22 protein-coding genes and 1 tRNA gene are annotated in these 22,347 nt (G+C 40.7%); 15 read left to right on the top strand and 8 right to left on the bottom strand.

Annotated elements, in window-relative coordinates; genetic code table 11:
• Positions 1–67: 67 nt before the first annotated feature.
• From AC6F33_RS11445 to bsh, 5 genes are all read left to right on the top strand, one after another.
• Entirely contained in the window at positions 68–1,399 is a 1,332-nt protein-coding gene (locus AC6F33_RS11445) for an IS4 family transposase (RefSeq protein ID WP_500778159.1), read from the top strand.
• A gap of 387 nt (positions 1,400–1,786) precedes the next feature.
• Complete coding sequence (ku, locus tag AC6F33_RS11440; RefSeq protein ID WP_500777134.1) at positions 1,787–2,602, top strand: non-homologous end joining protein Ku; 816 nt, start codon at positions 1,787–1,789, stop codon at positions 2,600–2,602.
• A gap of 3 nt (positions 2,603–2,605) precedes the next feature.
• Positions 2,606–3,559, top strand: a complete 954-nt coding sequence (locus tag AC6F33_RS11435; protein ID WP_500777133.1) for an ATP-dependent DNA ligase — start codon at positions 2,606–2,608, stop codon at positions 3,557–3,559.
• Entirely contained in the window at positions 3,556–4,455 is a 900-nt protein-coding gene (gene ligD / locus AC6F33_RS11430; RefSeq protein WP_500777132.1) for a non-homologous end-joining DNA ligase, read from the top strand. The genes AC6F33_RS11435 and ligD overlap by 4 nt, the downstream gene beginning before the upstream one ends.
• Before the next feature lie 79 nt (positions 4,456–4,534).
• Entirely contained in the window at positions 4,535–5,524 is a 990-nt protein-coding gene (bsh, locus tag AC6F33_RS11425) for a choloylglycine hydrolase (protein ID WP_255745649.1), read from the top strand.
• A gap of 156 nt (positions 5,525–5,680) precedes the next feature.
• On the opposite strand, the gene AC6F33_RS11420 is transcribed toward bsh, so the two are convergent.
• Together AC6F33_RS11420 and AC6F33_RS11415 are read right to left on the bottom strand one after the other, a co-directional pair.
• Positions 5,681–6,109: a hypothetical protein gene (locus tag AC6F33_RS11420; protein ID WP_500777131.1), complete on the bottom strand. Its 429-nt coding sequence runs from the start codon at positions 6,107–6,109 to the stop codon at positions 5,681–5,683.
• A gap of 211 nt (positions 6,110–6,320) precedes the next feature.
• On the bottom strand, positions 6,321–6,668 hold the full coding sequence (locus AC6F33_RS11415) for a hypothetical protein (protein WP_480948403.1): 348 nt from the start codon (positions 6,666–6,668) through the stop codon (positions 6,321–6,323).
• Between the two features lie 215 nt (positions 6,669–6,883).
• On the opposite strand from AC6F33_RS11415, the gene AC6F33_RS11410 reads away from it, so the two are divergent.
• The 5 genes from AC6F33_RS11410 to AC6F33_RS11390 all read left to right on the top strand — a co-directional run bounded on the left by AC6F33_RS11410 (position 6,884) and on the right by AC6F33_RS11390 (position 11,900).
• Complete coding sequence (locus tag AC6F33_RS11410) at positions 6,884–7,246, top strand: 3D domain-containing protein (RefSeq protein ID WP_500777130.1); 363 nt, start codon at positions 6,884–6,886, stop codon at positions 7,244–7,246.
• 422 nt (positions 7,247–7,668) lie between these two features.
• Positions 7,669–9,411, top strand: coding sequence for a DUF4153 domain-containing protein (locus tag AC6F33_RS11405; RefSeq protein WP_500777129.1), 1,743 nt, complete (start codon positions 7,669–7,671; stop codon positions 9,409–9,411).
• A 169-nt stretch (positions 9,412–9,580) separates the two neighbouring features.
• Entirely contained in the window at positions 9,581–10,042 is a 462-nt protein-coding gene (locus AC6F33_RS11400) for a DUF2975 domain-containing protein (protein ID WP_480952863.1), read from the top strand.
• A gap of 11 nt (positions 10,043–10,053) precedes the next feature.
• A complete protein-coding gene (locus AC6F33_RS11395) occupies positions 10,054–10,266 on the top strand; it encodes a helix-turn-helix domain-containing protein (RefSeq protein WP_255745642.1) in 213 nt (70 codons plus the stop codon).
• Between the two features lie 56 nt (positions 10,267–10,322).
• A complete protein-coding gene (locus tag AC6F33_RS11390) occupies positions 10,323–11,900 on the top strand; it encodes a DUF4153 domain-containing protein (protein WP_500777128.1) in 1,578 nt (525 codons plus the stop codon).
• A gap of 272 nt (positions 11,901–12,172) precedes the next feature.
• On the opposite strand, the gene AC6F33_RS11385 is transcribed toward AC6F33_RS11390, so the two are convergent.
• Both AC6F33_RS11385 and AC6F33_RS11380 read right to left on the bottom strand, forming a co-directional pair.
• Complete coding sequence (locus AC6F33_RS11385) at positions 12,173–12,943, bottom strand: 2-keto-4-pentenoate hydratase (RefSeq protein ID WP_255745639.1); 771 nt, start codon at positions 12,941–12,943, stop codon at positions 12,173–12,175.
• Between the two features lie 147 nt (positions 12,944–13,090).
• Positions 13,091–13,450, bottom strand: a complete 360-nt coding sequence (locus tag AC6F33_RS11380) for a hypothetical protein (protein WP_255745637.1) — start codon at positions 13,448–13,450, stop codon at positions 13,091–13,093.
• A gap of 163 nt (positions 13,451–13,613) precedes the next feature.
• Here AC6F33_RS11380 and AC6F33_RS11375 point away from each other — a divergent pair.
• A tRNA-Arg gene (locus AC6F33_RS11375) sits at positions 13,614–13,687 on the top strand.
• A 207-nt stretch (positions 13,688–13,894) separates the two neighbouring features.
• Here AC6F33_RS11375 and AC6F33_RS11370 read toward each other — a convergent pair.
• Both AC6F33_RS11370 and AC6F33_RS11365 read right to left on the bottom strand, forming a co-directional pair.
• The gene (locus tag AC6F33_RS11370) at positions 13,895–14,233 is read right to left on the bottom strand and encodes a DUF4064 domain-containing protein (RefSeq protein ID WP_255745634.1); all 339 of its coding nucleotides are present in this window, start codon (positions 14,231–14,233) and stop codon (positions 13,895–13,897) included.
• 54 nt (positions 14,234–14,287) lie between these two features.
• A complete protein-coding gene (locus tag AC6F33_RS11365) occupies positions 14,288–14,920 on the bottom strand; it encodes a DUF3862 domain-containing protein (RefSeq protein WP_255745632.1) in 633 nt (210 codons plus the stop codon).
• Positions 14,921–15,668: 748 nt separating this feature from the next.
• On the opposite strand from AC6F33_RS11365, the gene AC6F33_RS11360 reads away from it, so the two are divergent.
• The 3 genes from AC6F33_RS11360 to scfB all read left to right on the top strand — a co-directional run bounded on the left by AC6F33_RS11360 (position 15,669) and on the right by scfB (position 17,656).
• A complete protein-coding gene (locus AC6F33_RS11360) occupies positions 15,669–15,809 on the top strand; it encodes a hypothetical protein (protein ID WP_255745630.1) in 141 nt (46 codons plus the stop codon).
• A 216-nt stretch (positions 15,810–16,025) separates the two neighbouring features.
• Positions 16,026–16,175, top strand: coding sequence for a six-cysteine ranthipeptide SCIFF (gene scfA / locus AC6F33_RS11355; protein WP_255745628.1), 150 nt, complete (start codon positions 16,026–16,028; stop codon positions 16,173–16,175).
• Positions 16,176–16,249: 74 nt separating this feature from the next.
• Positions 16,250–17,656 carry a thioether cross-link-forming SCIFF peptide maturase gene (gene scfB / locus AC6F33_RS11350; protein ID WP_500777127.1) on the top strand — a complete coding sequence of 469 codons (1,407 nt, stop codon included), beginning with the start codon at positions 16,250–16,252 and terminating at the stop codon, positions 17,654–17,656.
• Positions 17,657–17,743: 87 nt separating this feature from the next.
• Here scfB and AC6F33_RS11345 read toward each other — a convergent pair whose 3' ends face one another.
• Together AC6F33_RS11345 and AC6F33_RS11340 are read right to left on the bottom strand one after the other, a co-directional pair.
• Positions 17,744–18,748 (bottom strand): zinc-dependent alcohol dehydrogenase family protein, encoded by a 1,005-nt coding sequence (locus AC6F33_RS11345; RefSeq protein WP_255745625.1) that lies wholly within the window; start codon positions 18,746–18,748, stop codon positions 17,744–17,746.
• Positions 18,749–18,819: 71 nt separating this feature from the next.
• The gene (locus AC6F33_RS11340; protein ID WP_255745623.1) at positions 18,820–19,746 is read right to left on the bottom strand and encodes a YczE/YyaS/YitT family protein; all 927 of its coding nucleotides are present in this window, start codon (positions 19,744–19,746) and stop codon (positions 18,820–18,822) included.
• A 596-nt stretch (positions 19,747–20,342) separates the two neighbouring features.
• Between AC6F33_RS11340 and AC6F33_RS11335 the strand changes: the two genes are divergently transcribed.
• Positions 20,343–22,283 (top strand): fructose-1,6-bisphosphatase, encoded by a 1,941-nt coding sequence (locus AC6F33_RS11335; protein WP_255745621.1) that lies wholly within the window; start codon positions 20,343–20,345, stop codon positions 22,281–22,283.
• Positions 22,284–22,347 lie beyond the last annotated feature (64 nt).

Below are 22,347 nucleotides of genomic sequence, written 5' to 3'. Positions count from 1 at the left end.
ACCAAATACCCACCTTAAATTTTTCAAATACGTGTCTTGACAATGGGGTCCACTTTAGAATAATCAACTGCCAAAAGAAATAAAAGTGACTTTTGATGAGTTGGGTGTGCTCAAACATTTACGTCATGCAGGTATTACGAAAGCGTTTGGCTTTACGTGTGCCTATCTATTTCAACTGGTGTTCTGTCTCATCTTTGAACAGAAAAATTGGTATCGCCTTTTGGAGAGTAAGAAAACAACCCATTATCCTGGAAAAGATGCCGTTTATCGTTTTCTGAATCATTCTCAGTTTGCTTGGCGTCGGTTTCTTCTTTTTTTGAGTACGAGCACGATTCAAAAGGTAAGTACACTGACGGATCATCATCGTCCGAAAGTACTCATCGTTGATGATTCCTCTTTCTATCGACAACGGAGTAAAACAGTTGAACTGCTTGCCCGATGTTTTGATCATGCCTCTCAAAAAATGCGGTACTATAAGGGATTCCGGATGTTAACTTTAGGCTGGTCTGATGGAGCTACCTTTATGCCTATTGATTTCTCATTGCTGAGTTCAAAGAAGGCACAAATTAACGGCATTTCTCAGAAGATTGATAAACGCTGTTCCGGCTATAAACGGCGGATGGAAGCTCTTCAAACAGCGCCTGAGCAGATTCCTGCTATGATTGAGCGTGCATTAAAGAGCGGAATCGAAGCCTCTTATGTGCTCATGGATACCTGGTTTACCCAACAGCCTTTGATTCAAGCCATCCGGACAAAAGGAATGGACGTCATCGGTATGGTCAAGGACACTAATCAACGTTATCAGGTGAAGAACAAGCTGGTTGGGTTAAAATCGTTATACCATGCCGCCCCGCCGGTCACTGGTCATCGAACCCTTTTGCGTTCCATCCAAACCACCATGGCCAATGGGATCAGCGTAAAGGTTGTTTTCGTGTCGAACCGCAATAAGAAAAGCGAATGGTTGGCCATTTTGAGTACGGATTGTACGCTAAGCGAACAAGAGATCATTCGTATTTATGGCATGCGATGGGATATAGAAGTGTTTTTCAAAACCACAAAATCCCTGCTGAAGCTTCAAAAAGAGTTTCAAGGCCGATCTTATGATTTGATGATCAGCCATACCACCATTGTCTTTTCTCGTTTTATCCTCTTATCTTGGCAAAATCGCTGCCATACCGATCACCGCACACTCGGAGGCATGTTCTATGAACTCTGCGATGAGGTGAACGAATTAGATTGGGCCGCAGCGCTTGCAGATCTATTCAAAATTTTTGATGATGTGCTTCAGCAGACAAATAAGAGGCTCAACAAATTAATTAAAAGTCAACTCGTACAATGGATGGCTGGTTTACCTAACTATATCAAGGTTTATCTACCTAAATTGGGGTGCGAAAGTTGAGTAATAAAGAAAAAACATTATTATAATAAAATATTTGCAAATTTGTAGAATTTTTGTTCATTCTCTGTTATGCTAAACTTGTAACTCGTGAAAGTAATAACCCCCCTTTTAGGATCTTGAGAAAGATCCTTTTTTTTGTTTCTGCACTTGGTTGCTGTTCATTTAAAAATTTTTGGGTGATTTTTTAAAAACAAAAAACTTGTGCTTATTTTATTCCAAGTTATATAATATGAATTGCCTTCTGTTTCTGATATGTAACATCCTTTTTTCGCTTCTCAATAATTTGAGAGGCTTTTTTTCTGCCCTTTTTCTGTAAAAATAATGAAAATAGTCAGTTCGCAGTTATTGGATTGCTCACGCGCACATACTAATGCCGAGGTGAACAAGATGCGAACAATGTGGAAAGGCTCCATACAGTTTGGGCTCGTCTATATTCCCGTCAAATTATATACAGCGACCGAAAATAAAGACGTTCGCTTACGAATGCTGCATAAGGAGTGTATGGCACCGATTAATTATACACGTACCTGTTCGAAATGCGGAAAAGCAGTCGAGAATGAAGCAATAATTAAAGGATACGAATATTCGCCGGGGCAGTTTGTACCAATCAGCGAACAGGAACTAAATGATCTCCAAGAGGACGGAGACAAGCATGTAGAAATAATTAATTTTGTGAAATTAGATGAAATTGACCCCATATATTACGAAAAATCCTATTTCATTGGTCCGGACAGTGGTAATGGTTTGCGCGCGTTTTCTTTATTGAAGCAGGCTATTCAGGATTCAAATAAAATCGCGATTGCTAATATTATCATTCGCTCAAAACAGCATCTTGCTGCAATCCGCAGCTTTGAGAACGGAATGCTGCTTGAAACATTGTATTACCCGGATGAGGTCCGCAGTGTCAGTGAGGTTCCCGGCCTCGGTGACCTGAAGACAGATAATGCACCGAAAGAAATGATGATTGCGAATCGGTTGATTGATCAGCTGACAACTGTTTTTCAACCGGAGCATTATAAAGACGACTACCGATTAAAGCTGGAAAAATTAATTGAAGACAAGGTTTCAGGGATGCCTGCAAAACAGAAGAAAGGTCGTGCGCAACAACCGAATGTCGTCGACTTGCTTTCCGCACTTGAAGCAAGTGTAAAGGAAACCAAACCAAAAAGAAAAACAACCGCACGCCGGAAAAAGACGGTCTAAACGATGAATCTTCAACCAATTGTACCCTTCGAACCGATTCGTGAAACGGAAATTCCAACCGGAGTGAATTGGATTCATCAAGTGAAATGGGACGGCATACGCATCTTAACTTATTACGATGGACATGAACTGCGACTGTTTAACCGAAGAAAAAATGAACGAACGAAAAACTATCCTGAACTTGATATCATTCGTCAAAACACGAAGGCGAATTCATTCATCCTGGATGGGGAAGTTATTGCGTTGGATTCTCATGGAAAGCCATCTTTTCACGAGGTCATGAAGAGGGACAGCGTGCACAATCAGTCACGTATTCCAATGCTGATGCATGCCGTTCCTGTCTTTTATATGGTCTTCGATTTGATTTTCTGTAATGGAGAATGGGTTAATGAGCGATCACTTTGTGAACGCATAGAACTGTTGAAGAAATGGCTGCCGGTGAGTGATCAAGTTCAACTTGTGCCGATGTTTAAAGATGGTGAGTCACTGTTTGCATCTGTAAAGGCGCGGCACATGGAAGGCATTGTTTCAAAAGAACAAAACAGCACATACCTTATTAACGGTAAAAATGAAAATTGGCGAAAAATTAAAGTGACACGTGATTTAATCGCAATTGTTGGAGGAGTAACCAAAAGATCGGGTACAGTTAATGCTCTGCTTCTCGGATTGTATGATTCAGGAAGACATTTTGTTTGTATTGGACATGTGGGGACAGGTAAATTAACAGAAGAAGATTGGAAATTGGTTACTGTGCTCGCCAACCGATTGAGACGAGAAGAGAATCCGTTTGTTAATCGAGTGGACCGAAGTGCGGAAGCACAATGGATGCAGCCTCAGCTTACTGTCAAGGTTGCGTATCAGGAATGGACAGCTAGCGGGGTACTCAGACAGCCGAGCATACAGGCTTTTGTTCATGTGAGTCCCGAACAATGCAGGATTGAGGAGATGAATGAATGAAAACAGCGGAATCGATTTTGTTGGATCGTAGCATCCAGATTACCCATCCGGAGAAGCCGATATGGCAGCATCCATTAATAAATAAACAACAATTCATCGACTATTTAAATAGAGCGGCACCGATGATGCTGCCGTTTTTATCTGATCGTGCGTTAACCGTTATCCGCTTTCCGCATGGTGTTCCCGGAACGTCTTTTTTTCAAAAGAATTGTCCGGATTATGCACCCGAATTCATTCGTACTTATGAAGAGGACGGGACTCGCTACATTGTGTGTCACGACGCGACAACTCTGGTCTGGCTTGGCAATCAACTTGCTGTTGAATATCATATTCCTTTTCAACAGGTAGGAGAGGAACAACCGAAAGAAATTATTTTTGACCTAGACCCACCTGATCGCTCGGCGTTCCCGCTGGCAATTAAGGCAGCAGTAGCGATGTCCGTGCTTTTCGAGCGTCTTTCCATTGTCAGCTTCCCAAAATTGTCAGGAAGCAGAGGGATTCAGATCCATATCCCCATTTCAGGACTTGGGCTCAGCTATTCAGACACGCGATTATTCACTAAATTCATTTCCGATCTTCTCGTGAGTCAGTCACCGGAACACTTTACAACCGAGCGATTGAAAAAGTATCGGGGCGGTCGGCTTTATATCGATTATGTTCAGCATGCAGAAGGAAAGACAATCATCTGTCCCTACTCTCCCAGAGGCAAGGAAGGCGCAACCGTAGCAGCTCCATTGTTTTGGGATGAAGTAAATGATGCGCTCCGTATTGAATTATTTACGATTGCGACGGTACTGGAACGTATTTCTAAAGGGATCAATCCGATGCGTGGTTATTTTGAACAAAGAAATGAGTCGTTGCTTCCGATCATTAAGCATCTGAAAAGTGTTAGATGATAGGATTTCAAGGTTCCCAAATGACCATAATGGTATGCTATACTGAAAAAATCAATAGCATTGTGAGGGGGAGCTTGAAATGTGTACAAGTTTGACACTTGAAACAACGGATGGGCATCACCTGTTTGGCAGAACGATGGACTTTGCAATGGATCTGGGTCAGACGGTCACCATTATGCCGAGAAATTATTCTTGGATGTCTGCAGCTTCTGGAAATCGTATAAAAACTAAGTACGGAATAATCGGAATGGCATCGGTTTCAGACGATTTTGTTGTGTACGCAGACGGTATGAATGAGGCCGGCTTGACTTGCGCAACACTCTATTTCTCGGGTTTTGCATCTTACAATGCTGTGCGTGGTCAGGGAATGGAGGCAGTTGCCCCTCATGATTTTGTGCTCTGGAGCTTGTCCCAATTCGGCAGCATTACAGAACTAAAAGAGGCACTTGCTCATGTCACATTTGTAGACTTTTTGGTTGAACAGATGGGTGTTATCCCGCCGCTTCACTGGATTCTATCTGACAAGACGGGCAAAAGTATTGTTGTCGAGCCACTGGAAAAGACGATTAAAGTCTATGACAATCCGGCTGGTGTCATGACAAACAGTCCTGATTTTTCGTGGCATTTAACAAATCTGAGACAATATATCGGATTACAGACGAACCAGCTGCAACCTGTTCGATGGGAAGGATTGGAATTGTCTGCATTCGGCCAAGGTTCTGGATCAGTCGGTTTGCCCGGAGATTTCACACCACCGTCTCGATTTGTGCGTGCCGCCTACTGGAAAAATAATATTACTGGTATCGAAACGGAACGTGATGGTATCAACGGACTCTTTCACATTTTATCAACATGCGATCTTCCAAAGGGAGCTGTTGTGACTCCGGACGGTTTAGAGGATGTGACCATCTATACTTCTGCAATGTGCATTGAATCGGGTACTTTCTATTATCATGGATATGATAACCGGCAGATTACAGCCATTCATTTGTTTCATGAAGACTTGGACGCTCATTCGATTAAAACCTATCCATTCATACGTGAGCAAGCCTTCCATTACGAAAATTAATCACATCGTTTCGTTCATTAATATAAACTGAAAGCTCTAGAATGAACTGACCTCCAAAAGTTGGACCACAATGCTAACTTTTGGAGGCTTTGGTTTATCTAATGATTGAAAGAATATTTTTTTCATTTTCGAACAGACAGAGATGCGAGATGCGGTTCACAGTGTACTGATGCCGCGAGCAAATCGCCCGATGAAAAGGACATCAGCAAAATCAAGCACGTCACAATTAATGTCTTCATTATCCCTTAAAATCAATGAACGATCGGTCAGAAGTTTCGACTTTCCGGCAAAAAGACGTCGATCTTTCATTTGTACGATGACACGGTCTCCCTCGATAAACATGCGGCGCGGTTCGATAATCCATATGTTGAAGTTCTTAATGCCAATGTAATCGACAAGAGCAACGTCACGGTTATTGAGAGCGAACGTTCCTGAAAAAATACGTTCGTTATCATGAATGGCATAGGGATAAAAATGATTTCGATCATTTATTTTTGAGGGAATTAATTGATCACACTTCAAGTCAGTGACAAAAGGGAGCCTTACAATACGTGTTGGTTCCAGTTGAATTTTAAAAACCTCCAAATAATCAATCACAGAAGATAAACAAAATGCTGCCGTATCTTTAAGATTGGCAGCTCGGCAAAAATAATTGGACTAATAACAGCTTGCCAATCAGCAAAAGTTTCCAGCAGATCATGTTGTTAATTATTATGAACCAAGCAAGCGCAGGAAGCAACCTTCGCTCATTTAAGACACTGTTTGCTTGTTTGTGCAAATTACGTTAAATCATCATCTAATGAAATAGGGAGAATAAGTAGTAAACAGCTACAGAAATAATGATAATGCCGAAAAGAATTATGTACAGCTTATGGTAATTCGCAGGAGGTGCTGTACGATCCAGCTCTTCAACATCACTGACCTCAAGAACACTGTCGAACTCCCCGTCATCTTTATACAGATTAAATTCAATGACATAGGTAATTCCGGATTTTGTTTGATAGGACATATTTTCCAAGCCAACAATATCTTCCCAATATAAGCGTCGAAATTCTCGCTGTCCACCGGTTATCCGTGCACAAAGTTCATCAAGCTCATGCGGTTTAAATGTGTTGCCTACCAGTTTCTCAAGTTGAGTCAACATGTTCATGCCTCCCATGATTCCCATAAGGAGAGTATATGACTATATCGCCGTTTTTCTGACAGCTATCAGTAAGTAAACAGAATTTGTTATATACCTTCCTAAAAAGAGCAATCAATTTGTTATGTGACTGTAATCAAATGAGAACAGTTATGATACATGGCTGTTATATAAAATTGGTAAATTTATAGTCAGACGGAAAACAAAGGATGTTGAACATGAAAAAAATCATTTTGTTAATCGCCATAATCGCTGTTCTGTTGGCCGGAATTCCGGAGAATGCTGCGACAGCAAAATCAAAATATAAAAATATTACAGTCAGCGCGACTTCATACTGTGAGCTTGGACGAACCGCAACAGGTTTTAATTATAAAAAATATCCGACGGCAAAAGCAATTGCCGTTGATCCTCGCGTCATTCCGCTTGGATCAAAAGTATATGTACCAGGCTATGGATATGCGATCGCAAGAGATGTAGGCGGACGAATTAAAGGAAAAGTCATCGATGTTCACTATAAAACAAGAAAACAAGCGATTAAGTGGGGAAGAAAGAAGATCAAGGTTAGGGTTTATCACAATTAATTGAACCAATAAACAACACATTTGCTCGAATAAATAAAAGCTCATGTCTGCAGGAAGCAGGCATGAGCGATTCGTTTTTATTGGGGAAAAATCTCTATCTGGTTTGGGATAACCCATTTTTATTGAACACGGGTATGATAGCGATCCCAAATTACAGCACCAACGACCGGAATAATAACGCAAACCGTTCCAAACACACCTAGTATCATCATATCTCTGTCACGCTCCCTAAGTTAAGATGTTAGCGCTTTCATATATATAGTTTACACCCTTTATTTTGTCCAATGCAAGCCGGAAGGCGTCCATTTTTTCAATCAAACCTTGCTTATCTTTGCAGATAATCGTGTTTAAATGAAGCTGCTCAGCGTTTGTTTTCGTAAATAGAACGTTGGAACACAGAATAGCCCACAGGGGTGATCATTATGAAAATGCTCGTTGCGATGACAAGGCGACTGACAGGTTTGAATGCAACGATTGTAAGATTTCCGATAACCTTTCTGCTGCTTATTGTTCTTGCAGTGATGCAGTGCATGACCATTGAGTCCGGTCATGAATATGGTAGCGTGATTGTTACGTTGATTTTTGCTGCGCTTGCATTTAGTGCAGCTCAAGTATCTGTCGAGCGATATGCGCATTCATGGCGGACATGCATATTGCCAATGGCAGGAGCAGCGTTGCTCACTTTTCTTAATTTTCTTTTGATTCGCCATGATCCGGCTTTCAGCACAATCGTGATTACGCGAACGAGTATCGTTGTTTTTGGACTTTTTATTGCTTTTGCTTGGCTTCCCTCACTTAGAGGAGGCAGTTCTTACTATGCAAACTTTATGATTTTATTTAAATCCGTATTTATTTCACTCTTTTTCTCCACAATCCTTTATGGCGGCATCTTGCTGATTCTTGTTGCCGTGGATACGCTGCTCGTTCAAATCGGATCACGACCGTATTCATATACGGGGGTCATTCTGTGGACGGTGGGGGCACCAACACTCTTTCTATCTCTGCTTCCCGTATTTCGTGAGAACTCAGCGGAAATCGAACGTGCAGCAAAAGTTCCCAAATTCCTTGATGTGCTGATTTCTTATGTCATGATCCCAGTAGCGGCAATATACAGTCTTGTACTGCTCATCTATATGATTAAAACCATGGTGCTCAGCGATTGGAATGAAAATTTGCTCGAACCGCTCATTTTGTCTTACTGTATCGCGGTGCTGATGATCTATATTTTATCGAATAGCTTACTGAATCGGTTTACAGTGCTTTTTCGCAACTTGGCCCCTAAACTACTGATCCCTGTAGCCCTTTTCCAGTTTGTGTCGACTTTGATCATTGTTTTAAATCAAGGAATGACGCATACGCGTTACCTTGTCTTGTTTTTCTGTCTTTATGCGGCAGTAAGCGGCGTCCTTTTAAGTATCTCATCGCTGAAAAATAAGGGATATATCGCCGTTCTCGCGATTGTTTGCTCCGTAATCGCAGTGACGCCGCCAATTGACGCGTTTACGGTCAGCCGGATCAGTCAGACTTCTCAACTTTACACGGTTCTTGATCACAATCAAATGATTCGGAATCAACAAATTCATTCGAATCCAAATATAGATCGAAAGGATCAGGAAGCCATTGCTCGTTCGATCAACTATCTTGATCAGATTGGCGCACTCCAACGCTTGTCCTATTTACCGAAGAACTTCGACTTCTCAACTGATTTTGAAAAAACCTTTGGATTCTCGCCCTATGCTAAGAGCGATTACCAAAGCTATGACATCGGCACGAATCATGCAGTGGGTATTACCGGTTATGATCATTTAGCGAGTCTTTCAATCAGTAAATCGGGGAGAAAGAGCGACTTTTCGATAAGCAGGATGTCGGTAGGCGGATCGACCTATCAGGTGTCCTTTGATCCTAATGCGAAATACGGTGCCATTCAAATTACTGATTCGAAAGAACGAGTTATTCTATCCGCACCGCTTGCCCCAATGATTAATCACGTAGAAAAAAGTAAAAAAATTGAGGGAACAGATACGGTAGCTGTTGATCAGATGTCTTTCGAAAAAGAGAACGATAAGGCAAAAATAAAGGTGGTTTTTCAAAATCTCACAATTGAGGGAGCATCAGCTAATACCTCATTTGATGCCACTATTTATGTTCTCATTACAATAAAATAATCATGAATTTCGATCGGTGCGAACTTTAGCTGCACCGTTTTTTTTGTGCCTAAGTTGTGTTAGTTATCTTTAAACGGAAATTAATTATCGAAAAACAATAAATAAATGCTGTTATTCAATAATTTTTATGCTATAATCATTTTGGAAATCAGATGAGAGGTGAATGAGAATGGTTATTCTTGATGAAAAAGGGCTTTCGGGTTATGTCAAGCACATGCTTGATCTGATTTTTCTTGGAGGGATCGGCATACTCTTAAGTCTTCCATGGTCGGTCAATTGGTATATGAATCAATTGAGCTATGAGACGAACCGCAATTATTGGTTTTTACTTATTTTTCTTTATGTCACGGGTATTTTTGCTCTGCAGATTGTGTATGAAGTCGGACGGATTTTTAAGACATTAAACAGACACAATCCGTTCATGATGGATAATGTACACAGCCTGAGACGAATCGCGATGGCTTCTTTTATTATTTCATTCTGCTATGTGGTTAAGGTTGTGTGCTTCAATTCTTTTTTCACAATTATCATTGCAATGATTTTTATTATCGCGGGATTCTTCTCCATCATCCTTGCAGAGGTTTTCAGGCAGGCCGTGGTTGTCAAAGAAGAAAATGATTTAACAGTATAGAGGTGCGAAGGATGGCTATAGTTGTAAATCTTGATGTCGTTATGGCAAAGAAAAAAATGAGCGCGACCGAACTTGCAGCAAAGGTACAGATCACACCTGCAAATCTATCTATTTTGAAAAACAATAAAGCAAAGGCGATCCGTTTTTCCACGCTTGAGGCGATCTGCAAAGCGCTCGACTGTCAGCCCGGCGAGCTGCTGGCTTATGAAGCGGACGAAACGTAAAAAAAGACGTATCGCGCGTAACAGCTTTGATTACTAATTAAAAGAGGTGTCAGGTAATGGAAGACTTTTCAACAGCAAATAGACTATATGAACGAAGTGATCGTCCCATGCTACATAATAGGAGCAGCAGACTTTTACTTTGTACTGTGCTGCTAGGCATTTTGGCCAACTGGTTCTTCTTTGAACAGCTTCCCGGTATTTCAATTCCATTATTCGTTTTTGCATTTTACAGCGTATTTCTATGGAATACGCGCAACCTTGTGACGGTACGCAGGGATTTCGCCTGGTTCTTAATGATACCGATTATTCTACTGTCACTAACTTACTTGATTTTCTCAAATATGGTTTTCAATGCATTAAATATTTTGGCGATATCGGTATTGATTGTAATGCAAACCACTCTCGCCGCAGGACGCTCCAAATTCGCTTGGGACTCTGCTAAGTTCATCGGCGATGTATTTCTTGGATTCTTTTATCGGCCGTTTGCTTTTCTTTTTCTGCCGTTCCGCTTGGTTGCGAGACGTTTGAACAGAGGATTGTCCGCTAGGAAAAGCAGTCCGTTGACCAAAGTATTTATCGGGGTGCTGATTGCGGTTCCGCTCGTTGTTATCGTTGTTACTCTGCTTGCTTCTGCAGATGAGGTATTCAGCTATTTTCTAGGGTCGATTCCAGAGGTATTCGCAGCGATTAATCTTGATCAATTTATGCCTCGATTTATTTTTGCGACAGTGATCGCATTGTGTTCATTCAGCTATATTTGGAGCTTAATCACGAAACAAAGGCCGTTAACCACGTTCCGGCAACCCGAGGACTATGTAAGTTTAACAAATAGTTTTGACCAAGTTATTGCTGCCACAATCTTGAGCATTATTAACGCAATCTATGTATTTTTCACGTTGATTCAATTTTCATATCTGTTCGGCGGCTTTTCGCTTGAACTCCCCAAACCATTTACCTATGCGGAATACGCGCGCCGCGGATTCTTTGAGCTTGTCCTTGTAACATTGATCAATTTCAGCATCTTACTCGCACTCGTTTATTGGACGAAAAAAAGTGGCAAAATCATGGATCAAACGCTTCAGGCTCTTGAATCATTGCTTGTCGGCTGTACGTTGATTATGCTCGGCTCTGCGTTTATCCGCATGTATTTATATGAGCAGATGTATGGATTTACTTATCTTCGCGTACTGACTCATGCGTTTATGATAGTACTCTTTATCCTGTTCATTTTTACGCTGTACAGAATCTGGAATACGCGCGTCAAGCTGTTTAAATACTATTTGCTTACTGCGATTGCCGCTTTCGTATTGATCAACTACATCAATAGTGACGTGCTGATCACTAAATGGAACATAGAACGCTATGAGCAGACAGGAAAAATTGATGTGGGTTACTTATCTTCACTTTCTGACAGTGCTATTCCTCAGCTTACCGGATTGCTTCAGGCAAAGGATGAGGCGGTGCGTGCTAAGACAGAAAACTATTTATACGAACGCAAAAAGGAATTGAACGAGGATCGTTCATGGCAAGCGTTCAACCTGTCCAGCTTGCATGCGAAAAAGGTGCTCGCAAATTTTGAACTGCACCTTAATAAAGCTTATGATTTTTACACACAGGATCCATCCAGTGACTAAATCGAAGGAATGATTCAGAAAAAGTACGACTAAAGTTCCACCTAACGGATGGAAAGTTCAACCTAAGAGAGCGAAAGTTGAACCGAAGAAAAGAAGTTCTACCTAACGAATAAAAAGTTCAACCGAACAGAGCAAATGTTTTAACATAACTTTCAAAATTCAAAAGGACGAAAATAGAGATAATGTGCGGTTCATATAGTACTGCGCATCAAAAAAATAAAACGGCCGAGTCCTAAGCACAGGATCCGACCGTTTTTTAACAATATATCAACTTATTTTACATGTAGTGTGACGCTGCCAAGGTTATGGTCGAACGTCGCAACATAAGTTCCTTTTTCCAATTTCTTCGGCAAACAGAAGGTGCCGGTTGAAACGGTCGTGCCTTTAGTTATCTTCTTACTTTCTTGATCTAATTTCTGCACCAGCCATTTCAAAGCGTGCAGCGGATTACCCAGCACTTCTGAGGAAACGCCTGACGTCAATGGTTTTCCGTTCAAGGTAACTGTCGATTTTACATCTGCCAATGCTTCAACGGACGGTTTCGATGCAGCTTTGCCAACAACAACCCGACCGCAAACGGCGCTGTCTGAGATAACGAGTTCGAGAGGCAATACAGGAAACCAATCTTTGAAGCGTGAATCGGGGACTTCGATACCAGGCGCAACTTCGGTTTTATCGAGCAAGGCTTGCTCATCATCTTCAGGAGACAAATCGTCCAGAGCGGTGAATTCCAATTCAAGTTCGAGCAACGGTTCATTCAATGTACTAAGATCAACCTCTGCACCATCCTTCAAGACGCTGGAGGCAACGATTTGTCCATAGAGCGGAGAGTCCGAATGGAACATATCTTGTGTCTGTTTGCTTGTCAAGCTGATTTTGTACCCCTTGACCGGCTCACCTTTTTTTTCGTTAAATGCGTGCTGCACGTCATAGGCGCGCTCAAGCGTCAAATCGGAATGATCGACATCCTTCCACGCAAGCGGTTGATTTTTGCTCAATGCATTGTACAGCTTTTCTGATAAATCATCTTTCGTAAACAACATCCTAAACGCCTTCTTTTCTGTTTTGTTTGTATCTCTATCTTTTTTGTAATGCCCATTATAATACCAACAGGAAGAGAGTCAACCCATATTGATGAAAAAATCAGAAAAAGAAAAAGTGAATTATTTTGGACACAAACGGACAAATCGTTATTCGGAAATTGAATGAGTTGTAGGTGTCTTATGTGTGACGGACAAAATACCGGCGATGAGAAATAAAACACCAGAAACAAAGAATGGAGAGAAGATAAAAATTGAACCGCCGACTATTAAATAAATGCTCCACCCGGATGAGGCCTCTCTTACTTTAAATGTAGATAACCAGGCAAAAACAATTATAGGTAAGCTAATGATATTGCCTATTAAAAAAATGGTAATTGACGCATCATCATCTGCTGAGCCGGTATAAGCCGCTGCTGTTGCGATAATAACAATGCACAGAAAGAGCCAAACAATGGTTGACAGTATTGAACCAATTAAAGATAGAATAAACTCAGCATTCCGTTTCACTCTAAAACGCTCCTTTAAATTTTACTTTTTTGCAGGTGATTCAAAAAATGGTAAACTGATAAACAGTAGAAAAGTCGAGTTTTAATTATTTTTCATCAGCCATTGACAGATCCTGTCATATTCTCTAAAATAATATAGGTCGTCATTAAAAAAACTTAATTTTGTCCCAGTAGCTCAGCTGGATAGAGCAACGGCCTTCTAAGCCGTGGGTCATGGGTTCGAATCCCTTCTGGGACATACCGAAAAGTCTTGATAGTTAAGGCTTTTTTTTGTATATTTTTAATTTTATAATGCAGACATTCAGACTCAAATTCACTTTGTGTGCTGACAAAAAGACCTCTCAATAGCTTAATATTATCTCAAATAATCTTATCCTGCTTATCCCAAACGCTCGCCTGCTGATAATGTGTAAAAGAAAAGCCGCTGAAGCGGCTTTTCAACAAATTATTTTCTAACTAGGGCAAGTATGCCGGCGATAATAATCAATAGGCCGCTCAGAATGCCAAACATGCTGACGAATATGATATTCAAAATTCCACAAACCAAAATAAGCACACCAAATAGGATGCGATTTTTGTTGATGATACATGAAAATATAATTGCAAGAACGGAAACAAACATACATCCAAGACCCAATCCAATAACATCGGATCCACCTTGTCCAAATGCTCCTGCTAATGAACCTATAGACATGGCTAATATACCAGCGATAATTCCAAATACACCCCCGATAATCCCCAAGACCATCTCCGGTACACGTCCGGTAGTGCTTTTTATTGCCATAATAAATTCCCCCAGTAACTTTTTTATATGTAAACTCAAAAATGAGTAAACATCTTACTTTAATCCTGCTTGCGCCTTATTAATTAGTTTTCCACCTTGAAACATGAATGTGGCATTGCTTCCTAAATTAGATCCTTGAAAGCTGTAAATAACCGTATAATCAGCAGATCCCTCTGTACCACTTTCAGAATCTTTTGCCCCGTCCCCACCAATAATTGATTTAATTTGATCGTATGTCATACCATTTTTTACTTGATCAAATTTTTTCATTGTTATTTTTGCACTGGATCCGGAATCGACACCAAATTGCGCTTTGTTTATTACTTTATTGTTTTGAAAAGTTACATTGGCATTGGCACCCCATCCTTTATCTCCGTTCCATGAGTAAATGACTGTATGTGCAGGATCACCTTTTTCTCCAGCTTCACTCATGACTTCACCATTGCTGCCTACAATGGTGGCGACCTCTTTATAAGTCATCCCATCTTTAATTTTATTGAATTCTGTTTTTGTAATTGATGACCGATCAGAGCTTTTTTGTGAGTGTGAAGCACCTGTCGATGTCGAAGTGGATGATAAATCTTTTGAGATGTTTGAACTGGTAGAACCTCCATCTGAACACGCACTTAAAAAACCCGCAATCAGCATAACAGCAGCTAATAGTGAACATATCATTCCTTTTTTCACATTAAACTCCTCCTGTTTGATTTAAATTGGTCATTCCCTAATAGAAAGAAATCAGCCTATGACATGAAATATACAGTCCAATTTAAGGTGTAAACGTATGTCTTGCCAATTTGTGCATAAAGGGTACTTTTGGAATTAAAACGGCACTTGAGGTATTGATTCACTTGTCTCGATATGTGCCTTAGAAATGTAGTTGTTCATGGTGGGTTTATTCTATGTTGAACTTAATAAACTATATTCTCATTCAAAAACGACAAAACCTTACACGGAATATAGTACATTGTATTTTTCGTTAGGAATAAAAATAGGATAGCTCAGATTAAAAGATTAGATTGTAGTACCTATACATTGCGTATACAGTATGGTCTGTGGAAACTCAGGGCTGTCATCATAGATTCATTAAAGATGTATTGAGAACCATGCCATTGTGTTTATTTTAAAGTGATCGGTACAATTTATCAATATCAATAGTTCTTTTATTCCATTTATTGTATAAATAAATCGTTAAAATTTTGTTTTTTTCGAGGCTTTTCCCAACGTACTCCCATTAACTGTCATTGATTCCGGATTATTAATAATAACTATTATTTAACGGTAAATAATTATAGGCCTTTTATCCTAATAAAGTGAATATAATGGACATAATAGGTCCTTTGGACGCATGAATGTTACGATTGGATTATCGAATAAGGAAAAAAGACTAGTTCTCAATACGGGAAAAATATTATGGCAGAGGAGCGGTTAACTCATGAGTCAGGAGTATCGTTCATTTATCGAATTGCTGAAGGATGCACATGATCGGTTGGATCGGGTAGAGCGGGACTTAATTCATGTCAATGAAGTCTGTGAACAGATTGAGCGTCGGAAACCTATGGAATGTATAAAATAATCATTATTTTTTTCATCTTTCTTCCTTTTCAATGTCAAACATCACAGTAAAGTTAATTTTCTTTTTGTATACTGAAAAAAGTAGGTTTTCACTGACTTTTGATTGTGAACGTTGATGATGTGGAAACCGTGCTGTGGCGACTAGATCGGGTAATGATGCAAGCAGAAACTCATGGATCCGGGTTATTTAAAAGACAACGAAAAGGGGTCATTTATGATGAAAAGAATCGTAACGTTGAACACGATGAATCTGAGAGAATCAGCAAATCATGGCGGACACGGCGAATGCCAAACTTCTTGCCAATCCGCATGTAAAACATCTTGCGGTGTTGCAAATCAGCAATGTGCTGAACCGTCTAATCGATAAGTAAGAAAACTGTGTACCGCCCAACTGCTCTATGCAGATGGGCGGCAATTTTTTGCAAGAAGGAGTCTGATTGCATGATTCATCAATATAAATTAAATGGATACAATATTGTCCTTGACACATACAGTGGATCGGTGCATGTTGTCGATGATCTGGCTTACGATGTGATTGCACTTTATGAGGATACGAAACCTGAAACCATAGTTGCTCGGATGCTGAATAAGTATGCAGATCATGATGATGTAACGGAAGACAGCATTCGCGAAACAATCAGTGATGTTGCGAAGCTCAAAAAAGATGGTCAGCTATACTCTGAAGATGAGTTTAAGGATCTGTCCTTTAATTTAAAGAAGAGAAAAACCTATGTCAAAGCGTTGTGCTTAAACGTTGCACACACCTGCAATCTGACTTGTGAATATTGCTTCGCAAGCCAGGGAAAGTATCATGGTGCACGGGCAATCATGAGTTATGAAGTCGGTAAACGGGCGATTGATTTTCTGCTTGAGAATTGCGGCTTTCACCGCAATCTGGACGTGGATTTCTTCGGCGGCGAACCCCTGATGAACTGGAAAGTTGTGAAACAGATTGTCGCATACGCGCGCAGTAAAGAAGAGGAATGCAACAAGCATTTCCGTTTCACGCTGACTACGAACGGCTTGCTGCTCAAAGATGAAGTCATTGACTTTCTGAATAAGGAAATGCACAATGTCGTTCTCAGCCTTGACGGACGCAAAGAAGTACATGACCGGCTGCGCAAAACGATCACTGGAAAAGGAAGCTATGATTATATCGTGCCTAAATTCCAGAATTTCGTCAAGAAACGCGGGGATAAGGAATATTATGTGCGTGGAACGTTTACACATAATAACATTGATTTCACTAATGATCTTTTCCATATGGCGGATCTTGGGTTTGATCGTCTGTCGATGGAACCGGTGATTTGTGATCCGAAAGAACCCTATGCGCTTAAAGAAGAGGATCTCCCAGTCATCTATGATCAATATGAACTTCTCGCAAAAGAAATGCTTAAACGCGAAGAAGAGGGCAGAGGCTTCATATTCTACCATTACATGCTTGATCTGTCAGAAGGGCCATGTATCCATAAGCGTATTTCAGGTTGCGGTTCAGGTACGGAATACATGGCAGTCACGCCATGGGGCGAATTGTTCCCTTGTCATCAATTTGTTGGCGATGAATCCTACAGTATGGGCAACATCTGGGATGGCGTGAAGGCACCGGAAATTCAAGATGAATTTAAGGAAACAAATTGCTATTCCAAACCGGAATGCCAAGACTGTTGGGCGAAGCTCTATTGCAGTGGCGGATGCCCGGCAAACTCACTTCACGCGACGGGATCACTGACCGGAAATTTCGAGTTCAGCTGCGACATTTTCCGCAAACGTATTGAATGCGCGATGATGATCAAGGTTGCTCAATCAATGAGAGCGACGGATCAAGATAAAGAAGCGGTCAATAATTAAGTGACAATGTAGGAAAAGCTGCCCATCAATTCGATGGACAGCTTTTTTTGATCCGTTTTTTTAAACGACTGAATCCGCACTTGTCGATTATTTATTGATTTGCACAACAGCCTTAGTGATTTTTTCCTGGATACGGCCGCTTAGGACATCCGGGATATCTTTAAGCTCCATGTCATGGGTAATCAGAGATTCAACATCAAGTTGCCCACTTGCCATAAGTTCAATCGCGTCCTGCATGGCGTGAGGATTGATAAAAGCACCCTTAATGGTCAATTCCTTAAAAAAGATGTCATAGGAGTTAACGTTGATGGTATCGTCGGGTCCGGAAACACCAAACATAAGAACCTGACCACCGCGGTTTGCAGAAGCAATTGCTTGTTCCTGTGTTTTCGGCAAACCGACACATTCGATCACAACATCATAGGTTTCAGTGTGCTCCACTTTTTCCGGATTAAAAACTTCGTCGGCGCCGATCCGTTTCAGCAATTCTACTTTTTTGGGGTTGCGGCCGCTGACTGCAATTTTCTTCAAACCTTTTGCTGCCAGCATCGCAGTGAAAATCTGACCAATAAAGCCGTCGCCAATAACCAGTGCGGTTTGATGAGACTTGATCTCCAGTTCATCGAGTCCGTGCACAGCGCAGCTGACCGGCTCAACCATTGCTGCAGCCTTCAAGCTGAGACTGTCCGGAATTTGGTAGACATTCGTTTCCGGTACATTCACGAATTCGGCCATGCCACCGTGGCGTGTCACGCCGACTGCTTGATTATGTTCACAAAGCTGCGGACGGCCTTCGTGACAATAGTGACAGAATCCGCAAGGAATATTCGGATCAATGGCAACTCTGTCGCCAATTTTCAGCGCGCTGTGCACCTCTGGACCTAAATCAGCGACCACACCGGAAATCTCATGGCCAAGCACGACCGGCATATTTGCATCCCCGGATCCTGGGAGTCCTTTATAAAGGTGCTTGTCAGTACCGCAAATGCCGACATAGCTTACCTTAACTTTGATTTCATGATTTTTGAGCGGAACATCGGGAAGATTTTGAAGCTCCAGACATTCTTTTTCCGTTAAAACGAGTGCGTTCATTAAAAGCAAACTCCTTTCTTAATCAAAAACGAAAAAAAATAATTCGTTAGAGCAAACATGCGTGTCGTCAATTACTTTTCATGTTCACTGCTTTTTTCCTCTTGTTTTCGTCGATGCTGTTCTTTTCTCAGAAGACCTAACTGAATAACAGAATCCTTCAGAATGCTTCGCGCTTGACTGACGGTTTGTCGCACTTGTTTTTGTTTCTGTTCCAGTTCCTGGTCGGAGTAGTGCGAAAGCTTCTTTTGAATTTCCACCGTATGGAAATAGCTGTCTTTAACAAAGTTATAGGTGGATTTTCCGGCAACATCGAACCCATGTCCAATTTTCTTGCTGGACGGCTCCCTGCTGAAATCAGCAACTGAATCAATCAATTTTTCGCTGAATTTGTGGTCCCAGAACGTAATCAGCGGACCGGCGAAGAATGAAATGATGATGGTTGCGAGACCAATCGGTCCAGCCATGATTAAAGCTGCAATCATGAATGCAAGGTCCTGAACAATTCGGCAGTATTTATATTTAATATGCAAACGAGTTGAAGCGATCGGCGCCAACGCATCATAGGGAGCAACACCAAGATCTGCAGTCATATAAAGTGATGTTCCAAGTGTAAATAAAAGCAACCCGAGCAGTCCATTGACAATTGCGGTCAGAAGGGTTGGCTGGTAGTGGAAGAGTGTTCCGTAGAGTGTTGAAAACCAATCAATCATAAAACCGGCAAAAACCATGTTAAAAACAGTACCAATACCGATTTTCTTTCGGTCAAGCAAGAGTACGAAGATGATGATAACGATATTCGTGAGCAGCTGATATAAGCCCAGACTCATATGTAATTTGTTTGATACCCCAATATTAAGTGCTGTGAACGGATCGAGGCCGACATTACCCATTTTGCATAATGTTGCACCGGCGGCAAGGATTGCGACGCCAATAAGCGAAACCATTGATTTAATTACGAGTTCAAATTTTCGATGCGGATTAGTTCCATCTTCATTCACAAGTTAATCCCCCAATTCTTCTTTTAGTACGCTGAATTCATGACAACAGCGGACTAATTAATTGAATATACGACTGGCAGAAGCTGTCGTTTATTCTCCCTATTAAGAAAACAATTTTCACATAATTAACTTTATATTTATTGTTTCAATAACTTTTTCCTTTGTCAAGGCGCTATTAGTTCCTTCGTTACAGCATTTGTATTTTTGGTGGGTGAAAAAATTTTTCAAAATGATTGTGTTTCATTTTTCATTGAATTAGGATGCTCTTTTTACTGAATATCATCCACGATGGTTCGGCGGCAAATTTACCTTGATCATCTTAATGAAAGCGCATTCTGAAATTGATGATTGGTTGGTATTCTTTAGAAGTAAAACTGGAAGAAGTGACAAAAATGAGTTATTTATTTGAAATGTTTAATAGTATGTAATATATGATTGAATAAAATGTCATATTGATCGGAATTCAAACTAATATGTTATACTATAAACTGTGATTTAATGGATTTATTTAAGTTGAAATCAGGCTGAAATCTAAAAAATAGCATCAATTGCAATGTGAACGATCACTCATTATTCATAGGGTTAAGGGGATATCGATGGAGACAAAGTATCTGGATTTACTCGCTGAGAAGTATGATTGTGAAGAGAAAGTGGCGACAGAAATTATTAACCTGGAAGCAATCTTGAACTTGCCGAAGGGAACAGAACATTTTGTCAGTGATCTGCATGGGGAGTACTACGCGTTTCAGCATGTTCTGCGAAATGGTTCGGGAAATGTGAAGCAGAAAATTCACGATTTATTTAAGGACGAACTTTCTACAGAAGAAGTGAATTCATTCGCAGTGCTCGTGTATTATCCTGAAGATAAGCTGCAATTGATAAAAAGATCACTCACTGTTGAACAATTGAACCACTGGTATGTAACGACAATCGGCCGAATGATCAAATTAGCAGCTTTTGCTTCATCAAAATATACACGTTCCAAGCTGAGAAAGGCTTTGCCTGAGCAGTTTGTGTACATCATTGAAGAACTTTTATATAAAACAGATGAATTTGCCAACAAAAAAGAGTACTACTCAAAAATAATTAATCGTATTATCGCATTGGGTCAGGCGAGCAAACTGATTATCGGGATTGCTTACACGATTCAGAGGCTGGTTGTTGATCACCTCCATGTCGTTGGTGATATTTATGATCGTGGACCGCATCCGGAGCGCATTATGGATACTTTAATGAATTATCATTCTGTAGACATTCAATGGGGAAATCATGACGTCTTGTGGATCGGCGCCTATGCGGGATCAAAGGTTTGTCTTGCCAATATCATCCGAATTTGCGCGCGTTATAACAATCTCGATATTATTGAAGATATCTATGGCATTAATCTCATTCCGCTTCTTAATCTTGCGGAAAAATACTACGATGATAACCCTGCATTCCGTCCGAAGATGGGCACTGATTGTCAAATTTCAGAGAGTGAGCGGTTGCAAATTACGAAGATGCATCAAGCGATCTCAATGATTCAATTCAAACTTGAAATGCCAATAATTAAAAGGCGACCAGAATTCCAAATGGAGCACCGCTTGCTCCTTGATAAAATTGACTATGACAATCAGACCATTCGACTTAACGGTAAGGTGTACAAACTGTCGAATACATGTTTTGCGACGGTAAATTCTGATCATCCGGAGCAGTTGCTGCCTGAGGAAGAACAGGTTATTGAGAAGCTGTTGTTTTCCATTCGCCATTCTGAAAAATTAGCGAGACATATGAATTTTCTGATTGGGAAAGGCAGTCTCTATTTAAAATACAATGGTAATTTGCTGATTCATGGCTGCCTGCCGCTTAATGAAGACGGAAGTATGAAGCATATGGTCATTAAGGGCAAGGATTATTCGGGAAAGCAGCTTCTCGATGTATTTGAATATTATCTGCGGTACAGCTGTGCACACCGTCCGGAAACCGATGACTTTGCGACGGATATGGTTTGGTATCTATGGACCGGAGAAAATTCATCTTTATTCGGAAAGAAGGATATGACGACCTTCGAACGCTATTTTATTAAGGATAAGGAAACTCATGCAGAACAGAAAAACCCATATTACAAGCTTCGTGAAAAAGAGGAAATATGTCGCCGAATGCTCACAGAATTTGATCTGGATGCTGAAGAAGGACACATCATTAACGGACACACGCCGGTAGAAGAAATTAATGGAGAGAATCCGATTAAAGCGAACGGCAAAATGATTGTCATTGACGGCGGATTTTCAAAGGCATATCAGTCGAAAACGGGCATTGCAGGCTATACACTCTTATACAATTCCTATGGTATGCAGCTCGTGGCGCATCAACGGTTTCATTCTAAGGAGGATGTCCTGGAAAATGGAACGGATGTGCTCTCCGTTCGCCGACTTGTGGATCGTGAACTGCGAAGAAAAAAGGTACGCGAGACGAACATCGGTAAAAATATATTAGAGCAGATTGCGGTTTTGAATGATCTGTTGACCTATAAATATCGAAACGGTTTGTCTGGCTGATCATGCGAATATGTTCCGGAAAAGAACCGGGAATCGAATGATTGATTCGTTTCCCGGTTCTTCT

This window comes from Sporolactobacillus sp. BBK16-2 (genome assembly GCF_059878335.1).
This window is presented reverse-complemented; position numbering and strand designations above follow the sequence as displayed.